General features: G+C 59.1%; 16 protein-coding genes and 1 tRNA gene. 11 read left to right on the top strand and 6 right to left on the bottom strand.

What is annotated here, in order from left to right; genetic code table 11:
- Window positions 1-23 precede the first annotated feature (23 nt).
- The 5 genes from pheT to QRN33_RS09975 all read left to right on the top strand — a co-directional run bounded on the left by pheT (window position 24) and on the right by QRN33_RS09975 (window position 3466).
- Complete coding sequence (pheT, locus tag QRN33_RS09995; RefSeq protein WP_285408303.1) at window positions 24-2402, top strand: phenylalanine--tRNA ligase subunit beta; 2379 nt, start codon at window positions 24-26, stop codon at window positions 2400-2402.
- A gap of 3 nt (window positions 2403-2405) precedes the next feature.
- On the top strand, window positions 2406-2708 hold the full coding sequence (gene ihfA / locus QRN33_RS09990) for an integration host factor subunit alpha (RefSeq protein ID WP_002553164.1): 303 nt from the start codon (window positions 2406-2408) through the stop codon (window positions 2706-2708).
- Entirely contained in the window at window positions 2689-3045 is a 357-nt protein-coding gene (locus QRN33_RS09985; RefSeq protein WP_003179985.1) for a MerR family transcriptional regulator, read from the top strand. Before ihfA ends, QRN33_RS09985 begins: the two co-directional genes overlap by 20 nt.
- Before the next feature lie 89 nt (window positions 3046-3134).
- A tRNA-Pro gene (locus QRN33_RS09980) sits at window positions 3135-3211 on the top strand.
- A gap of 78 nt (window positions 3212-3289) precedes the next feature.
- Window positions 3290-3466 carry a hypothetical protein gene (locus QRN33_RS09975; RefSeq protein WP_172667921.1) on the top strand — a complete coding sequence of 59 codons (177 nt, stop codon included), beginning with the start codon at window positions 3290-3292 and terminating at the stop codon, window positions 3464-3466.
- Window positions 3467-4230: 764 nt separating this feature from the next.
- Here the strand turns inward: QRN33_RS09975 and rtcR are convergent.
- A complete protein-coding gene (rtcR, locus tag QRN33_RS09970) occupies window positions 4231-5835 on the bottom strand; it encodes an RNA repair transcriptional activator RtcR (protein WP_285408302.1) in 1605 nt (534 codons plus the stop codon).
- Between the two features lie 193 nt (window positions 5836-6028).
- On the opposite strand from rtcR, the gene QRN33_RS09965 reads away from it, so the two are divergent.
- From QRN33_RS09965 to QRN33_RS09955, 3 genes are all read left to right on the top strand, one after another.
- Window positions 6029-7255 carry an RtcB family protein gene (locus QRN33_RS09965; protein WP_285408301.1) on the top strand — a complete coding sequence of 409 codons (1227 nt, stop codon included), beginning with the start codon at window positions 6029-6031 and terminating at the stop codon, window positions 7253-7255.
- Between the two features lie 172 nt (window positions 7256-7427).
- Entirely contained in the window at window positions 7428-8456 is a 1029-nt protein-coding gene (gene rtcA / locus QRN33_RS09960; protein ID WP_285408299.1) for an RNA 3'-terminal phosphate cyclase, read from the top strand.
- A gap of 175 nt (window positions 8457-8631) precedes the next feature.
- Window positions 8632-8919, top strand: coding sequence for a hypothetical protein (locus QRN33_RS09955; protein WP_042609462.1), 288 nt, complete (start codon window positions 8632-8634; stop codon window positions 8917-8919).
- Window positions 8920-8992: 73 nt separating this feature from the next.
- On the opposite strand, the gene QRN33_RS09950 is transcribed toward QRN33_RS09955, so the two are convergent.
- Window positions 8993-9268 carry a hypothetical protein gene (locus QRN33_RS09950; RefSeq protein WP_083353150.1) on the bottom strand — a complete coding sequence of 92 codons (276 nt, stop codon included), beginning with the start codon at window positions 9266-9268 and terminating at the stop codon, window positions 8993-8995.
- Between the two features lie 195 nt (window positions 9269-9463).
- Between QRN33_RS09950 and QRN33_RS09945 the strand changes: the two genes are divergently transcribed.
- Window positions 9464-9793 carry a hypothetical protein gene (locus QRN33_RS09945; RefSeq protein WP_123418617.1) on the top strand — a complete coding sequence of 110 codons (330 nt, stop codon included), beginning with the start codon at window positions 9464-9466 and terminating at the stop codon, window positions 9791-9793.
- A 29-nt stretch (window positions 9794-9822) separates the two neighbouring features.
- Here the strand turns inward: QRN33_RS09945 and QRN33_RS09940 are convergent, their stop codons facing one another.
- The 3 genes from QRN33_RS09940 to QRN33_RS09930 form a co-directional block, all read right to left on the bottom strand.
- Complete coding sequence (locus tag QRN33_RS09940; protein WP_064363945.1) at window positions 9823-10767, bottom strand: alpha/beta hydrolase; 945 nt, start codon at window positions 10765-10767, stop codon at window positions 9823-9825.
- Window positions 10768-10881: 114 nt separating this feature from the next.
- Window positions 10882-11880 (bottom strand): NAD(P)H-quinone oxidoreductase, encoded by a 999-nt coding sequence (locus tag QRN33_RS09935; protein WP_285408296.1) that lies wholly within the window; start codon window positions 11878-11880, stop codon window positions 10882-10884.
- Window positions 11881-11940: 60 nt separating this feature from the next.
- Window positions 11941-13140: a YbfB/YjiJ family MFS transporter gene (locus QRN33_RS09930; protein ID WP_285408295.1), complete on the bottom strand. Its 1200-nt coding sequence runs from the start codon at window positions 13138-13140 to the stop codon at window positions 11941-11943.
- 111 nt (window positions 13141-13251) lie between these two features.
- On the opposite strand from QRN33_RS09930, the gene QRN33_RS09925 reads away from it, so the two are divergent.
- Complete coding sequence (locus QRN33_RS09925; RefSeq protein WP_042609468.1) at window positions 13252-14127, top strand: LysR family transcriptional regulator; 876 nt, start codon at window positions 13252-13254, stop codon at window positions 14125-14127.
- Between the two features lie 250 nt (window positions 14128-14377).
- A complete protein-coding gene (locus QRN33_RS09920; protein WP_042609665.1) occupies window positions 14378-14815 on the top strand; it encodes a hypothetical protein in 438 nt (145 codons plus the stop codon).
- 41 nt (window positions 14816-14856) lie between these two features.
- Here the strand turns inward: QRN33_RS09920 and QRN33_RS09915 are convergent, their stop codons facing one another.
- A complete protein-coding gene (locus QRN33_RS09915; protein WP_042609469.1) occupies window positions 14857-15579 on the bottom strand; it encodes a pirin family protein in 723 nt (240 codons plus the stop codon).
- Between the last annotated feature and the right edge of the window lie 40 nt (window positions 15580-15619).

Below are 15619 nucleotides of genomic sequence, written 5' to 3'. Positions count from 1 at the left end.
TAACGAATTCTTAGGAGAGCAGGATGAAATTCAGTGAACAATGGCTGCGTGGCTGGGTTAGCCCGCAGGTAGATCGCGACGAGCTGGTTGCCCGTCTGTCGATGGCCGGTCTTGAGGTCGATAGTGTTACTCCGGCCGCCGGTGTATTCAGTGGTGTCGTGGTGGGCGAGGTGCTGAGCACCGAACAGCACCCGGACGCCGACAAGTTGCGCGTGTGCCAAGTCAGCAATGGCGCGGAAACCTTTCAGGTCGTGTGCGGAGCGCCAAATGTGCGCCCGGGCCTGAAGATTCCATTCGCCATGATCGGCGCAGAACTGCCGGGCGACTTCAAGATCAAGAAAGCCAAGCTGCGCGGCGTCGAGTCCAACGGCATGCTGTGCTCGCAAGCCGAGTTGCAGGTCGGTGAAGGCAACGACGGTCTGATGGAACTGCCGGCCGACGCGCCAGTGGGCGAAGACTTCCGTGTGTACCTGGATCTGGAAGACGCCAGCATCGAGGTCGACCTGACCCCGAACCGCGGCGATTGCCTGTCCCTGGCCGGTCTGGCCCGTGAAGTCGGCGCGCTGTACGCCGTGCCGGTAAGCCGCCCTGCGGTGGCTGCGATTGCAGCGGTGCACGACGAAGTGCGTTCGGTCGAGGTGCTGGCGCCAGCCGCCTGTCCACGTTACTTGGGGCGGGTCATCCGTAACGTCGACCTATCGAAGCCAACCCCGCTGTGGATGGTTGAGCGTCTGCGTCGCGCTGACGTACGCAGCATCGACGCTGCGGTCGACATCACCAACTACGTGATGCTCGAACTGGGTCAGCCGCTACACGCCTTCGATCTCGCCGAAATCAATGGCGGCATTCGTGTGCGCATGGCGGAAGAGGGCGAGAAACTGGTGCTGCTCGACGGGCAGGAAGTCAGCCTGCGTAGCGATACGCTGGTGATCGCCGACCACACTCGTGCGCTGGCGATCGCTGGTGTCATGGGTGGCGAGCACAGCGGCGTTTCCGCAACCACGCGTGATGTGTTCCTCGAATCTGCGTTCTTCGATCAGATTGCAGTGGCTGGCAAGGCACGTTCCTACGGCCTGCACACCGACGCGTCGCATCGTTACGAGCGCGGGGTTGACTGGCAGCTGGCCCGTGAGGCCATGGAACGCGCCACTGGCCTGCTGCTGGAAATCACCGGCGGCGAAGCTGGCCCGATCATCGAGGCCGTCAGCGAGCAGCATCTGCCGTCGATCGCGCCGATTACTCTGCGTGCCCAGCGCATCACTCAGATGCTCGGCATGGAAATGGATTCGGCACAGGTCGAGCGTCTGCTCAGCGCCCTGGGCCTGAACATTACCGCTGACGGAGAAGGGCAGTGGCGCGTCGAAGTGCCAAGCCATCGCTTCGATATCAGTCTCGAAGTCGACCTGATCGAAGAGCTGGCTCGTCTGTACGGCTACAATCGTCTGCCGGTTCGCTACCCGCAAGCGCGTCTTGCGCCACAAGCCAAGGCTGAAGCGCGTAGCGATCTGCCTGAGCTGCGCCGGTTGCTGGTCGCCCGTGGTTATCAGGAAGCGATCACCTACAGCTTCATCGATCCGAAGCAGTTCGAGCTGTTCAATCCAGGCGTCGAGCCGCTTTTGCTGGCCAATCCGATCTCCAACGACATGGCTGCCATGCGTTCGTCGCTGTGGCCAGGTCTGGTCAAGGCTCTGCAGCACAACCTCAACCGCCAGCAGGACCGTGTGCGTCTGTTCGAGAGCGGCCTGCGCTTCGTCGGTCAGCTTGAAGGCTTGAAGCAGGAGCCGATGCTATCCGGGCTTGTCTGCGGTAGCCGCTTGCCGGAAGGCTGGGCGCAGGGTCGCGACACCGTCGACTTCTTCGATGTGAAGGCCGATGTTGAAGCGGTACTGGGTTTCGCCGGTGCCCTGGACTCGTTCACCTTCGCTCCGGGCAAACACCCGGCGCTGCATCCGGGTCAGACTGCGCGCATCGAGCGTGACGGTCGTGAAGTAGGCTTTATCGGTGCTATTCACCCTGAGCTGTCGAAAACACTGGGTCTGGATCGTCCGGTATTTGTCTTCGAGCTGGTTCTGGCGGAAGTGGCGCTCGGTAAAATGCCGAAATTCCACGAGTTGTCGCGCTTTCCTGAAGTGCGTCGTGACCTTGCACTGATCGCGCACAAAGACGTCGCGGCCTCGGCTGTGCTGGACGTAATCCGTGAAAATGCAGGCGAATGGCTCACAGAGCTCAGGCTGTTTGACGTGTATCAGGGTAAAGGTATTGATCCTGATAGAAAAAGCCTTGCAGTCGGCTTGACCTGGCAGCATCCATCGCGCACTCTTAATGACGATGAGGTGAATTCGACGACGCAAAATATCCTCACCTCGCTCGAACAAAGGTTGAACGCCACGTTAAGGAAGTGACGTATGGGGGCTTTGACGAAAGCTGAGATGGCGGAACGTCTGTATGAAGAGCTGGGCCTGAACAAGCGGGAAGCCAAGGAATTGGTTGAACTGTTTTTCGAGGAAATCAGGCACGCTCTTGAAGACAACGAGCAGGTCAAATTGTCCGGTTTCGGCAATTTCGACCTTCGGGACAAACGCCAGCGGCCTGGCCGCAACCCGAAAACGGGGGAAGAAATCCCGATCACGGCTCGCCGTGTGGTCACCTTTCGTCCAGGGCAGAAGTTGAAGGCCCGAGTTGAGGCTTATGCTGGAACCAAGTCATAACGACGAACTACCCGTCATCCCGGGCAAACGCTACTTCACCATCGGTGAAGTCAGCGAGCTGTGTGCCGTAAAGCCACACGTGCTGCGCTATTGGGAGCAGGAGTTTCCTCAGCTCAACCCCGTCAAACGCCGCGGAAACCGCCGGTATTATCAGCGCCAGGACGTGCTGATGATCCGGCAGATCCGCGCGCTCCTTTACGATCAGGGTTTCACCATCGGCGGCGCGCGTCTGCGCCTCTCCGGCGACGAAGCCAAAGACGACACCACCCAGTACAAACAGATGATTCGGCAGATGATTGCCGAACTGGAAGATGTGCTTGTGGTGCTCAAGAAATAAAAAGCTGCGTTTGAATACTTCCAGTTTTCAAAAGCTTGCGATATATTCTTGAGCGTTCTTCGAGGTGGAGAACGAAATGCAACATCAGTCGGGGCGTAGCGCAGTCCGGTAGCGCACTAGCATGGGGTGCTAGGGGTCGAGTGTTCGAATCACTCCGTCCCGACCATATTTTTCAATGACTTAGGCCAATGTTCAAAGCATTGGCCTTTTTCATGTGCGTGAGATTTGCGAATGGAGTCGAGTCATGGATAAGGCGTTCAAACAGCCAATGTTTGTTGTTGGGCTGCCACTTGCAATTTGCGGCTTTGTTTTCGGCCTTAATGGTCTTCTCGCCAGCGGAACCTTAGCGCACGTCGCGCCGGGCCTATTGATACCTGGCGTGGCTTTCATGTTGATAGGTTGGCTGCAGCGGAATAAATGATTTATCGGACACTCGGCCTCGTCGTTGCACGGGGCTTTTTCATGTCCGCTCGTCGAGCAGATCGCACTCTGAATCCGCGCGCCTTCTCTCAACAATAAGCGCAGCCCCTGCGCCACTGACGGGAGAGAATGATGATCGACGACAACAACGGCCCGGAAGCGCCATATCCGGGACCAGGCGAGCAAACACCTGACTCTGGCGAGGGTCATGACTCCGGTCTGGAGCAAGCTGACTCTGAGCCAAAGCAGGGTACCGACGAACGACCAGAGGACTGGAATCCGCCACCCGGAAATCCTGGCTCTGATCAAGATGCCCAGACAGGCCGAAATAACGGCGGCGCGAAATAGCCGCCATCAATCGATATCGACCCGGCCATCGCGCCGGGTTTTTATTGCCATCGAACATGCTACCAACGTAGCCGGGATGGATAGGGATATGGTCATCTAGGCTTCAGGGGCGAAGGCGAGCGGCGCCGGCGGCTGGATGCTTCGATCCAGGCGCCGGCAACAAGCATGTTCACTCTACGATGCAAATCCAGCGGTGATTGTATCGGTAAGGTGCGCGGGTGAAATGGACGTCTGAGACCATCTTCATGCCGCGCTCTTGAAGCGCTTCGGTCAGTTGTACGAGTGTCTCTGCCTGGATAGTCATTGCTGTCACCTCGTCAGATTTACTACGTTCATAATTCTTGACCGAGAGATCAGCCGGCTAATTCATTTTTTCTACGGTGATCATTGAGCCTGTGTGATCAGGAGCGCTGTACTTCACTTCGTGCCTGCGATCTCAGCCCACTCAAGCCCGAAGCGCCCCAAATACTTCCTCAGCCGATCAGCATCATTGGGCTGCGCTTTGGTCTGCCGGGAAACACCGAACAGCTGTCGACCGGCATCCGACAGACTATTTGCCTGTCGGCACACCTCAAGAACTGCCTTCAGTTGCAAACGGTCGAACAAGTCCATCTTCTCGCCATCTCCCGGCAACTCGTCTGACACCGCAGTGGGTTGCGCCAAGCCCCACGCATACCGCAATCGATCAATCTCATCGTCCACCTGCTCTTCATCGATGCGCCCGCTGTCGGCCAAAGTCGCCATCCGCGTGATCGATGCGGACAGTTCGCGAAAGTTGCCCAGCCAGGCTGCTTCGCGTGAGCTGGCGAAGTCCAGGTAGCGTCGGCGCGCTTCGAGATTGAAGCGCACCCGTTGCCCATGTTCGCGAGCGTGGCGTTCCAGTTCGAAGTCGATGTTCGGCTCGATATCTTCGCGGCGGCCGGCGAGGCCGGGCAGGTCGAACGTCCACAGGTTGATCCGAGCGTACAGGTCTTCGCGAAACAGTCCCTCGGCGACTCGGCTGCGCAAGTCGCGGTGGGTGCCGGCGATGATCAGGAAATCACTCTCCACTTCCTTGTCCGAACCCAGCGGGAAGAAGCGTTTCTCTTCGATGGCCTTCAACAGCATTGCTTGTTCGTCTGCGCCAAGCTCGCCGATCTCGTCGAGAAACAACATTCCACCATTGGCAGCGCGCAGCAGGCCTTCGCGAGCGTTCTGTGCGCCGGTGAAGGCACCTTTGACGTGACCAAACAAGGCAGACATTGCGCCGTCGCCCCGCAGGGTGGCGCAATTGACTTCGACAAAGCGTCCTTGCATCTGATGGCGATTGCGTTTGAGTTCGTAGATGCGTCGGGCCAGGAAGGATTTGCCGGCGCCGGTCGGGCCAATCAGCAACATTGGTGCTCTGGAGCGCACCGCTACGCGCTCGATCTGCTCAATGGAGCGGTTAAATGCAGCGTTGCGCGTGGCGATGCCGGACTTTAGAAACTCCAGGCCTTCGAGGCGCTTGCTGGCGAAGCGTGAGGCGATGCGATCATAGCGCGACAGGTCAAGATCGATCAGTGCATGGGTGCCGCAGGCGGGCTCGTTATCGCTGTCGCGCTTGGCGGGGGAGGTCTGGATCAGTCGGGCCGGCAGATAGCGCGCTTCGGTGAGCAGGAACCAGCAGATCTGCGCGACGTGGGTGCCGGTGGTGATGTGTACGAGGTAATCCTCGGTCTCAGTGTCGAAGCTGTAAGCAGTGGTGAAATCGTGCAGGGCGCCGTAGACCTCCTCGAAATCCCAGGGATCGCGCAGCGACATCGGATGCAGGCGCACTTCGGTGCCTGGAGATGTCTGCTGAATATCAACAGTAATGCGCTCCGCGAGGCTCACGTCGCGGGCATCGGGGCCGTGGATCAGTTCAAGTCGATGAACCGGCAGATCTGTTTGCTGGCACAGGCCTACTGTGGGGCGCCAGTGGGTCCAGCGGTTGCCAGCTTTGCTGACGCGATCGAGGGTAGTTCCGATAAATCCAATGGCCACCGTGCGTTTGCTGGACATGCTTATCTCATAAGATAAATGACGATATCCAATGATAATTTTCCAGGGTGTGTTTGTCTCTGATGGGTTTTAAGTCGCCAGTTACAATTCAGATAAACGGTTCAAAAACAGATACTTAGGAAAAATGTAGAGAGACAGTCATGAGCTGGCACAGCGGCTGCACTGCTGATGGAAACGAACAGGACAACGAAACATGAAAGATCAGAGCTACCAGCTTCTAGAAGTCGCCAACGGCAAACCAATCAAACTGTGGACCGAAGGCGTCCCGGTTGAAAACGAAGCCCGCGCGCAATTGATGAACACCGCGAAAATGCCCTTCATCTTCAAGCATCTGGCGGTGATGCCGGACGTGCACTTAGGCAAGGGATCAACCATCGGCAGCGTAATTCCAACGGTTGGCGCGATCATTCCGGCTGCCGTGGGCGTCGACATCGGTTGCGGCATGATCGCTGCGCGCACGTCGCTGACCGCAGCCGATTTGCCTGACAACCTGCACGGGTTGCGCAGTGCCATTGAACAGGCGGTTCCCCATGGCCGCAGTTTGAGTCGTTCGCGGCGAGACAAAGGCGCTTGGGACGAGATTCCGCAGCAAGCCGATCAGGCTTGGGCGGGCTTGCAGCCGCGCTTCAAATTGATCACCGACAAGTATCCGAAACTGGCCCACACCAACAACCGTGGGCACTTGGGAACTCTCGGTAGCAGCAACCACTTCATCGAAGTGTGCCTGGATGAAGCCAACCGGGTGTGGTTCATGTTGCACAGTGGTTCGCGTGGTGTCGGCAACGCCATCGGCAACCTGTTCATCCAGATGGCCCAGGCAGATATGCGTCAGCACATCGCCAACCTGCCGGACCGTGACCTGGCCTATTTCGAAGAAGGCAGCCGACATTTTGATGACTATGTGGAGGCGGTGGGCTGGGCGCAGGATTTCGCCAGACAGAACCGCGAACTGATGATGTGCGCGGTGATCCAGGCCACGCGGCAGATTATCCGCAAGCCGTTTGAAGTAGCGCTGGAGGCGGTCAACTGCCATCACAACTACGTGCAGAAGGAGCGGCATTTTGGTCATGACGTACTGATCACGCGCAAGGGCGCGGTGTCGGCGAAGAAAGGTGAACTGGGGATTATTCCGGGCTCGATGGGCGCGAAGAGCTTCATTGTGCGCGGTCTCGGCAATGAAGAATCGTTCAGTTCCTGCAGCCACGGCGCCGGACGCACCATGAGTCGCACCAAGGCCAAGAGCACGTTCACCGTCGCCGACCAGATTCGCGCCACCGCCCACGTGGAGTGCCGCAAGGACGAAGCGGTCATCGACGAGATTCCGATGGCCTACAAGGACATCGACAAAGTCATGCACGCCCAGCGCGAACTGGTGGAAGTGCTGCACACCCTGCGTCAAGTGGTGTGCGTCAAAGGATAAGGGACTGCAGGGCTGGTGAGAGCGCTTACCGATGGCATCGTGCGGCACTGCACTGTTTATCGCGGGTGAACCGAGCCGCGAAGTACCAACATTACTCAGAACTCAGGAAGACTCGCGGCGGCTGGATCGGTACCTCAGGGACACTGGCGTGCTGTACGCGTAAGGAAGTGCAATGACACAGGATGTAATTGAACTGGACGGCGCGATCGGCGGCGGCCAAGTGTTGCGCAGTGCACTGAGCCTGTCGATGGTGACGGGCCGGGCGTTTCGCATTGGACAGATACGCGCCAGACGCAGCCGTCCGGGACTGTTGCGGCAGCATCTGACAGCCGTAATGGCGGCTGCGGAGGTTTGTGGTGCACGGATCTGCGGGGCGCATTTGGATTCGCAGGCCTTGAGCTTCGAACCGGGCGTAATCCGCGCAGGCGATTTCAAGTTCGCCATCGGCACGGCGGGCAGTTGCACGCTGGTTCTGCAGACGTTGCTGCCAGCCCTGATGCGGGCACCGCAGGCCAGTCGAGTGACGATCTCCGGTGGTACGCACAATCCGCTGGCGCCCCCGACTGATTTCCTCTCGCGCAGCTGGCTACCGCTGCTGCGGCGCATGGGCGGCGATGTCGAGCTGGACTTGCTGCGTCATGGTTTTGTCCCGGCCGGCGGTGGTGAGATTGCAGTTCGAGTGCAGCCTTCGAGCCTGATGCGACTGGATCTGTGTGAGCGCGGCGAGGCGATTTCACGACAGGCTTTGGCGCTGACTGCCGGACTTGCGCCTACCGTTGCTCAGCGCGAACTCAGTCATGTGGCCAAGCGTTTGAACTGGCCATCGGATGCGCTGCAACACGTGACAATTGATCCGGCACGCGGTCCGGGAAATGTGTTGTTGTTGGAATATGCTTTTGAGTACGTGACTGAAGTGTTCAGCGCGTTTGGCCGGGTGTCGTTGCGTGCCGAGAAGGTAGCCGATGCCGCGATCAATCAGGCAGCCGATTGGTTGCGCGGTGATGCCGCAGTCGCTGAACATCTCGCCGATCAGTTGTTGTTGCCAATGGCGCTGGCCGGCGGCGGATCGTTCACCACGCCGCGTATGACGGATCATCTGCGCAGCAACATTGAAGTCATCCAGCTGTTTTTGCCGGTGCGTATCGATTGCCAGGAGGAGGGCAGTGATCGCTTGCGCCTGGAGATTTTACCAACCGATTAGCAGCGTCCTGCAATCCTGAAGGCATTTGCAAACGTTGACCGAGAGCGCCGCTAGCCTTCAGCCATTAGCACATCCGACCTAATTGCCCCAGTTCCGGCTCGACTTTAAAGTCGTTTCGCTTGGCAGCTTATTGCCAGAATTTCTCCGGTATGAAAATCAAAAAGGTCGATCTGCAATGAACTCATCAAGGACTATCCCGGTTCTCGCTTTATTCGCAACATTGGCGCTCGCGGTCACTGGATGCCAGACCGTCAAGCCGGGAGAGAGCGATCTCAAGAATCGAGCACAGACCACCATCGGCAAACCCGTTATCAAGGTTTCCAACATTCGCAGCGACTTCAATACAACCTTCTACACCGCTCAAACCGAAGGTGGTGAATACACGTGCGAGCTGCCAAGCGGCCCGATGGTTGCTCTGGGTTCCATGGGCATGGGGCTGGGTGCTCAATGCACCAAGCAATGACGAAGCAGTTCTCTCAGAACTGAAATAAAAAGGCCAGTGTCGATGACATTGGCCTTTTCGTTTATCGAAGACTCTACTGAGCGGGTTTTTTCTCAAGATCTTCGGAGTCGCTCGACGTCGCCGCATCCTTTTCCGTCTCATGCGGCTCTGAGCCCGCGTTGGCGCCTGACGACTCTTCGCCTTTCTTGTTTGCCTTCTCATCATGATCGCGAGAGCTTTCTGCGTGATTGACGCCGGGCAGGGCGGTGGCAGGGGTGGCGGCACCCGCTGTCGTTTCGGCTGCCCAGCCATGGAGCGGGCCGATCAAGCACAGGCTGAAGAACGACAGGGCGAGAATTTTCTTGTTCATCTCGTGGGCCTTCTACTTGGGGATGTACTGCTTTGGATAGGCCCGCCTGCCAAAGGTGCGCGGTAGTGGACGAGCGGCGAAGCCTGTTTTGTACTCTCCCTGATAACAAATCTCTCGACAGCAGGCAAATTGCTGGCCCCCAGAGGTAATTCGCCCCGGCAAAATCGCCTTTTTTCAAAAGGTTAGGTTGGCTATATGCGGACGATTGTCATCACCGTTGCGACGCTTTCCCTGGCTTTGATCGCTTCGGGAGTGCAGGCGAGAGAGTTGAGCAAGGGCCATCGCTTTGCCTGCACGTGGGGCTCGGAGATTGCTGCCGGTGCGCAGCAATCCAAGCTGTCCGGCGTTTCGCTGTACGGCGCTCGCAAGCAATTGCAGGTTCGCCGGTTTCAGCAGCCCTGGATGCGCATGACTGCAATGGGGATTACCGAGCAGACCTATAACAGCAGTTCTAAGCTCAAACCGGCAGCGGTCAAGCAGACCTATTATGAACAATGCGTGCGCCACGAATTGGCCCGGCGCTGATGCTTTTTCACCGAAGCTGTTTACATGATTCAGGAGTCGCGAGAACCCTTGCCCAGCGCCGGCCCCGCAATCCGCGGCAACGGTTTGGTCTGCATCAACGCATCCAGAGCCTTGCGATAACCCTGGCCACCCAGGGCCATGCTGTTGTTGTGCGTCGCCCCGGGCACCAGGAGCAGGCGTTTGGGCTGCTCAGCGGCATTGAACAATTGTTCGCTGAAGCGCGGCGGCACAAAGGCATCAGCCATGCCATGCACCACCAGCAGCGGCATGTGAATATCGGCAATCTTGTCGATGGAGTCGAATTTCTGCGACAGCAACCAGCGCACCGGTAGCGAGGTCTTCGCCACGGCGGCGGCCACATCCGCCAGCGAGGTGAAGGTCGATTCAATGACCAGCCCGCGCACCGGCAGAGGCGTGTGGTTGCGCGCGGCATTCTTCCCAAGCTCAGCGGCCAGATCGATCGCCACTGCGCCACCGAGGGAATGGCCGTAGATCAGGCGCTTGTTCGGATCGGGTTGCAGCAGCTGGAAGCGCTCCCAAGCTACGCGGGCATCTTCATAAACACTACTTTCGGATGGTAAATCGCCCTTGCTCTGGCCGAACCCGCGATAGTCGATAGCCAACACCGAATAACCCGCCGCGCGCAGCTGTTCGATGCGAAACAATTGCCCGGTCAGGTTCCAGCGCACGCCATGCAAATAAAGGATTGCCGGGGCATTGGCACGTTCCGCCGGCCACCACCAGGCATGGATGTTCTGCCCGGCCTTGAAGCTTTTCGGTTGCAGATCGAGTTCCTGAACGCTGCCGGGCAGACCGCGATACCAGCCCGCGGTGCCGGGTTCGATGCGGAACAGCAGTTTGCGCTCAGTGTGTTCCAGCACGGCACAACTCGTCGGCACGCCAACGATCAGCGCAGCCATCAAGGCAAACACCAAGCGGCGGCGTCGCAGACGAGTCAGGAAGGACAGGGACATTAATCGTTTCACCACGGCGCAGACAAAGAACGCTTTTTACCAGATGCCTCGGTCTGCGCGTGACTATTTTTCGACCACCGTGCATGCGCAACGATTACAAGATGCTGCAATCGCTCACGCCACCTGCAGCACGATCTTGCCGATATGGTCGCCGCCCTCCATGCGGGCATGGGCCTTGGCCGCTTCAGCGAGCGGGTAAACCTTGTCGATGATCGGCAGGCAGCGCCCGGCGGCGAGGGCAGGCCACACCTGGTCGCGCAATTGATCGGCGATCGCGGCTTTCTCCGCAGCGGTACGCGCGCGCAGCAGCGATCCGGTGACCACCGCGCGTTTGCCGAGGATCGCCAACAAATCAACGTCATTGGCGCGGGCGCCGCCGAGGAAGCCGAGCATTACCAGACGCCCGTCCATGGCCAGTGCGCTGATGTTGCCGTTCATATAGGAGCCACCCATGATGTCGAGAATCACGTTCACGCCCTGATCTGCCGTCTTCTCGGCAATGACCTTGGCGAAATCTTCTTCCCGATAGTTGATCGGTTGTCCGCCCAGATGACTGATTGCCGCGCATTTTTCAGCGCTGCCAGCGGTAGCGAACGCCTCGATGCCGAATTCACGACAGAGCATCAGCGCGGTGGTGCCGATGCCGCTGGTTCCGCCGTGAATCAGCACGCGCTGGCCGGCCTTGGCACCGCCGAGGCCGAACAGGTTGGCCCATACGGTGAAAAAGGTTTCCGGAATCGCGGCGGCCTGGACCCAATCGATTCCGTCCGGCACGGGAAGCGTTTGCCCCGCTGGAACCGCGCAATATTCGGCGTAGCCGCCGCCATTGGTCAGCGCGCAGACGCGTTCGCCGACTGCGAACCGCGTTACTCCGGCCCCCAGTGCAACCACTTCGCCAGCCACTTCCAGGCCGGGAATCGGGTCCATGCCGGGTTTCATCGGATACTTGCCGGCACGCTGCAGGGCGTCCGGGCGATTGATACCGGCGGCGTGAACGCGGATCAGCACCTGGCCTTCGGCAACGGTTGGCACAGGCACGCGCCTGGCTTGCAAGACGTCAGGGCCGCCTGGTTCAGTGATTTCGATACGGGTCATTTCATTGGGCAGTGACATGTCGATTCCTGTGAAAAAGGTCGTGTAGATGGGAGCGCCGGCAGTGGGCAATGATTCCCTTCAGTTCGCCGCGCAACGGGTTTCAGTCGCAGCGGGCAGCCAGCGCATGGCTTGCTCCAGCAGCAGAGCCACTACTATTGCGCCTGCTGCGATCACAAACAGCAGCGTGTGCTGCCCACCCGAAGCGTTGAACAGTGCGGAGTAGGCAAACCCGGCCAGCGCCTGAAAGGTGGCGAACGACACGGTGGCGCGGCTCCAGGCGATCTGTTGGCGGTGATGGGATGGCACCAGTTCATGCACCCGGGCCAAGGCCAGCGGCACAATGCCTGGCGGGAACGAGCCGAGAATCACCGCCAGTAAAGCCAGTGCCAGAAACGAATGGCAGACGGCCAGCAAACCGAGGGCAATGGCTTGCACTACCAGCACCACGCGAATGCCAGTGCGTGCGCCAAGCTGGTCGGCCAGAAAACCGTAAGTCACTGGCCCGACAATCGCCCCCAGCCCATACATGACCCAGACCATTGCGCCGGTATGTGCCCCCGCGCCCAGTCCGCGAGCCACGTAATCCACCAGAAACACCATGGCGGGCACGAGGCCGGCGGCCATGAACGCGTATTGAGCGAACAACAGGTAAACGCCCGGCGGGGTCGGCTCATCAGCCGACGTTGTGTGTGCAGCCACAGGATGCGCGGTATCCGCAGGCCAGCCGAACCAGCTCAACGCGGTCAGCAACAGCGCCAGCGCGCCCAGTCCCAGCCAGGTGGCCTGCAAGCCGAGGCTCAGCAGCGGCGGCACGAGGGTTCCCGAGCCGGCAATCCCGAGGCCGATGCCAAGGAAGATCGCGCCACTGGCCAAACCTCTGCGCGCCGCCGGAACGTGGGGCAGCACGGTTGCCGCCACCAGCACCATGATTGCGCCACCGGCAATGCCGGACAGCAAACGCCAGCCGAAGAACCAGCTCACCGACAGCGGATAAGCACAGGCAAAAAATGCTCCCGTGACCGCCAGCATCATCAAGCGCAAGGCATTGCGATTACCCAAACGATGAGCCATGGGCCGCCCGAGCAGGGCGCCGATCAAATAGCCGACCAAATTGGCCGCGCCGAGGTAGACGACATCGTTGGCCGAAAACCACTGCGCCTGAATCAGCGAAGGGATCAATGGCGTGTAAGCGAAACGCGCCAGGCCAATGCTGACCAGACTGGCGCAAAGTCCGGCGAAGATCGGCAGCCAGATGCCGGAAGAGTTAGCAGTACGCATGATAGCGATCTCATCAGAGGTGTATGGCGCTCAGCTTATCGGCTATCGTTGCTGCGTATACGCAGCGATTAAGCGGCAGAGTGATGCAAAAATGCTTCTGGGAGAGCCGGTATGAATTGGGATGATGCGCGAGTATTTCTGGCGGTCTGCAGGGAGTCGACTTTGCGCGGTGCGGCGCGTGTTCTGGGCGTTGACCAAGCCACTGTAGGACGGCGCATCACCGCGCTGGAAAAGTCTTTGAGCGCGACGCTGTTCCTGCGCACGTCTGACGGCTATGCGTTGACGGCCGTAGGTGAAGCTGCACTCAAAAGCGTGGAAAAAATGGAGCATTCGGCGCTGGAACTGGAGCGGCACATCCACGGGCTGGATGACCGGCTGACCGGTAATGTACGGATCAGCACCACTGACTCGCTGGCCATCGACTTCATCATCCCGGCGATGGCACGCCTGCATGATCAGCATCCGGATGTGCAGATCCAGCTGGATGCGTCGACGCAGATTCTCAGTCTGGCCAAGCGCGAGGCGGATATCGCGGTGCGCAATACCCGGCCGGATAACCCCGATCTCATCGCCCGGCGAATCGCCCGTTGGCCTGTAGGACTTTTCGCTGCGCAGGCCTATGTTGATCGCAACGGCGAACCGCAGCCGGGCAGTGCTTTCGAAGGCCACGATCTGGTGGTCTATCAGCCGTATTTGCAGAGCAAAAAAGACCTCACGCTGGTCTCCGAGCCGTTAGGCCGAGGGCGCATTGTTGCCACGCTCAGTTCCAGCCTTTTGGTGCGTCGCTCCCTTGCTGCCGGCCTCGGCGTAGGGGAGATCCCGGTGTACATGGGCGAGCGCGACGGCCTGGTCAGACTCTGGCCGGAGCGGACCCGGCCGTTGCCGTATGAAGTGTGGCTGGTCACCCACGCCGACCTGCGTCACACCGCGCGAGTACGTGCGGTCATCGAGCAAATCGTTGAGGCTTTTGCGCTGGAAAACCAATGATGGATTCAGGGTTTAGCCGAGGCTACAACGTCTGACGAAACAGCCTACGTCCGAGGCAGAATGGGCCGGCTTGTCGTCGCCAGTGATGAATTTTATTGTGACTGCAGTTCGATGCAGACCTCAGGCCTGCATCGAAACGAAGCGCCAGGGAAGGCCTCGGTAGCCACACAAAGGTGTCGAATTGAAAATCAGGGAAGTGAATCAATATGCAGTCACGGACAGATCGGACGCCGGTCGGGATAGGCAAATCATGAGCACCTTAAGCCGCGAAGAATTCGATGCCAGGATAGAAACCATCGAGACGAGAATGGACGGCCGCGTGGCAGAAATGCGCGCCGACATTCGCGGGTTCCTCGCTGCTCAGGCAGAGCAGAACAAGGTCTATCTTGAACGGGACAGGGCCCTACAGGAACGGGACAAGCGTTATGACCTGATGTGGATGGGCGTGCAGAAAATTGCCGACGAATCGCGGGAAGCGATCAGGCAGGCATCAACGGTAAAGGCCAACTATTGGGCTGCCACCACCGTGCATTTCCTCGGCGTGGCTTCGTTGCTGGTAGGCGCGCATTTCGCCAATCAGGCGGCGGTGTTGACCACAATACAAACCACGCTGGCGGCGATTCAGATTGGCAAGGAGGTGTCCGTCCCCCAACCAGTCGCACGACCCACAACGGTGCCGCCGCAATGAAAAACGGCCTTCATTGGAAGGCCGTTCTGCATCGCGCCAAATCATGGCATTTCAGGCAACTCCTGTGGGCGCAGGTCGAACACCAGCACTTCGGCATCGACACCGTTGCTCAACGTAAGCAGCTGTTCTTCACGAACCCGCACACCGTCGCCTTCCTGCAGGGACTGGCCGTTGAGTTCGACGCTGCCACGCGCAACGTGCACGTAGGCGTAACGATTGGCCGGCAATTTCAGCGTGGCACTTTCCTTGCCGTCGAATAACCCGGCATAGACCCGCGCATCCTGGCGGACCTTCAGAGAGCCGTTGTTACCGTCCGGCGAGATGATCAGTTGCAGGCGACCGCGTTTTTTCTCCGCGCTGAAGTGCTCCTGCTGATAGCGCGGTTTGGCGCCACTGACATCCGGCACGATCCATATTTGCAAAAAGTGTACGGGCTTGGCGGCTGAGTGGTTGAACTCACTGTGCGCCACGCCACTGCCAGCACTCATCAATTGCACATCGCCGGGGCGGATCACCGAGCCAGTACCGAGGGTGTCCTTGTGTTCCAGCGCGCCTTCGAGCACATAGGAAAAGATTTCCATGTCGCGGTGCGGATGCTGGCCAAAACCTTTGCCGGCGGCGACCCGGTCATCGTTGATCACCAGCAGGTCGGAAAACCCTTGTTCACGCGGGTTGCGGTAACTGGCGAAAGAGAAGGTGTGAAACGACTTCAACCAGCCGTGATTGGCGAGGCCGCGATCGGAGGCTTTGCGAAGAGTCAGCATGATGAAATCTCCTGGCGGGACGTGAATTCGTCCGAGTGAG

Source organism: Pseudomonas sp. FR229a (genome assembly GCF_030209115.1).
GTDB classification, from domain to species: domain Bacteria; phylum Pseudomonadota; class Gammaproteobacteria; order Pseudomonadales; family Pseudomonadaceae; genus Aquipseudomonas; species Aquipseudomonas moraviensis_A.
Note: the sequence above shows the minus strand (reverse complement) of the source record. Positions and strands in the feature narration are given on the sequence as shown.

Excerpts from the sequence above, each read along its gene's own strand:
- QRN33_RS09930 (WP_285408295.1), bottom strand. The coding sequence starts at position 13,140 with ATGCGTACTGCTAACTCTTCCGGCATCTGGCTGCCGATCTTCGCCGGA.
- QRN33_RS09950 (WP_083353150.1), bottom strand. The coding sequence starts at position 9,268 with ATGAACAAGAAAATTCTCGCCCTGTCGTTCTTCAGCCTGTGCTTGATC.
- QRN33_RS09975 (WP_172667921.1), top strand. The coding sequence starts at position 3,290 with ATGGATAAGGCGTTCAAACAGCCAATGTTTGTTGTTGGGCTGCCACTT.
- QRN33_RS09965 (WP_285408301.1), top strand. The coding sequence starts at position 6,029 with ATGAAAGATCAGAGCTACCAGCTTCTAGAAGTCGCCAACGGCAAACCA.
- ihfA (WP_002553164.1), top strand. The coding sequence starts at position 2,406 with ATGGGGGCTTTGACGAAAGCTGAGATGGCGGAACGTCTGTATGAAGAG.
- pheT (WP_285408303.1), top strand. The coding sequence starts at position 24 with ATGAAATTCAGTGAACAATGGCTGCGTGGCTGGGTTAGCCCGCAGGTA.
- QRN33_RS09925 (WP_042609468.1), top strand. The coding sequence starts at position 13,252 with ATGAATTGGGATGATGCGCGAGTATTTCTGGCGGTCTGCAGGGAGTCG.
- QRN33_RS09945 (WP_123418617.1), top strand. The coding sequence starts at position 9,464 with ATGCGGACGATTGTCATCACCGTTGCGACGCTTTCCCTGGCTTTGATC.
- QRN33_RS09915 (WP_042609469.1), bottom strand. The coding sequence starts at position 15,579 with ATGCTGACTCTTCGCAAAGCCTCCGATCGCGGCCTCGCCAATCACGGC.
- QRN33_RS09940 (WP_064363945.1), bottom strand. The coding sequence starts at position 10,767 with ATGTCCCTGTCCTTCCTGACTCGTCTGCGACGCCGCCGCTTGGTGTTT.
- rtcR (WP_285408302.1), bottom strand. The coding sequence starts at position 5,835 with ATGTCCAGCAAACGCACGGTGGCCATTGGATTTATCGGAACTACCCTC.
- QRN33_RS09920 (WP_042609665.1), top strand. The coding sequence starts at position 14,378 with ATGAGCACCTTAAGCCGCGAAGAATTCGATGCCAGGATAGAAACCATC.
- QRN33_RS09955 (WP_042609462.1), top strand. The coding sequence starts at position 8,632 with ATGAACTCATCAAGGACTATCCCGGTTCTCGCTTTATTCGCAACATTG.
- QRN33_RS09935 (WP_285408296.1), bottom strand. The coding sequence starts at position 11,880 with ATGTCACTGCCCAATGAAATGACCCGTATCGAAATCACTGAACCAGGC.
- QRN33_RS09985 (WP_003179985.1), top strand. The coding sequence starts at position 2,689 with ATGCTGGAACCAAGTCATAACGACGAACTACCCGTCATCCCGGGCAAA.
- rtcA (WP_285408299.1), top strand. The coding sequence starts at position 7,428 with ATGACACAGGATGTAATTGAACTGGACGGCGCGATCGGCGGCGGCCAA.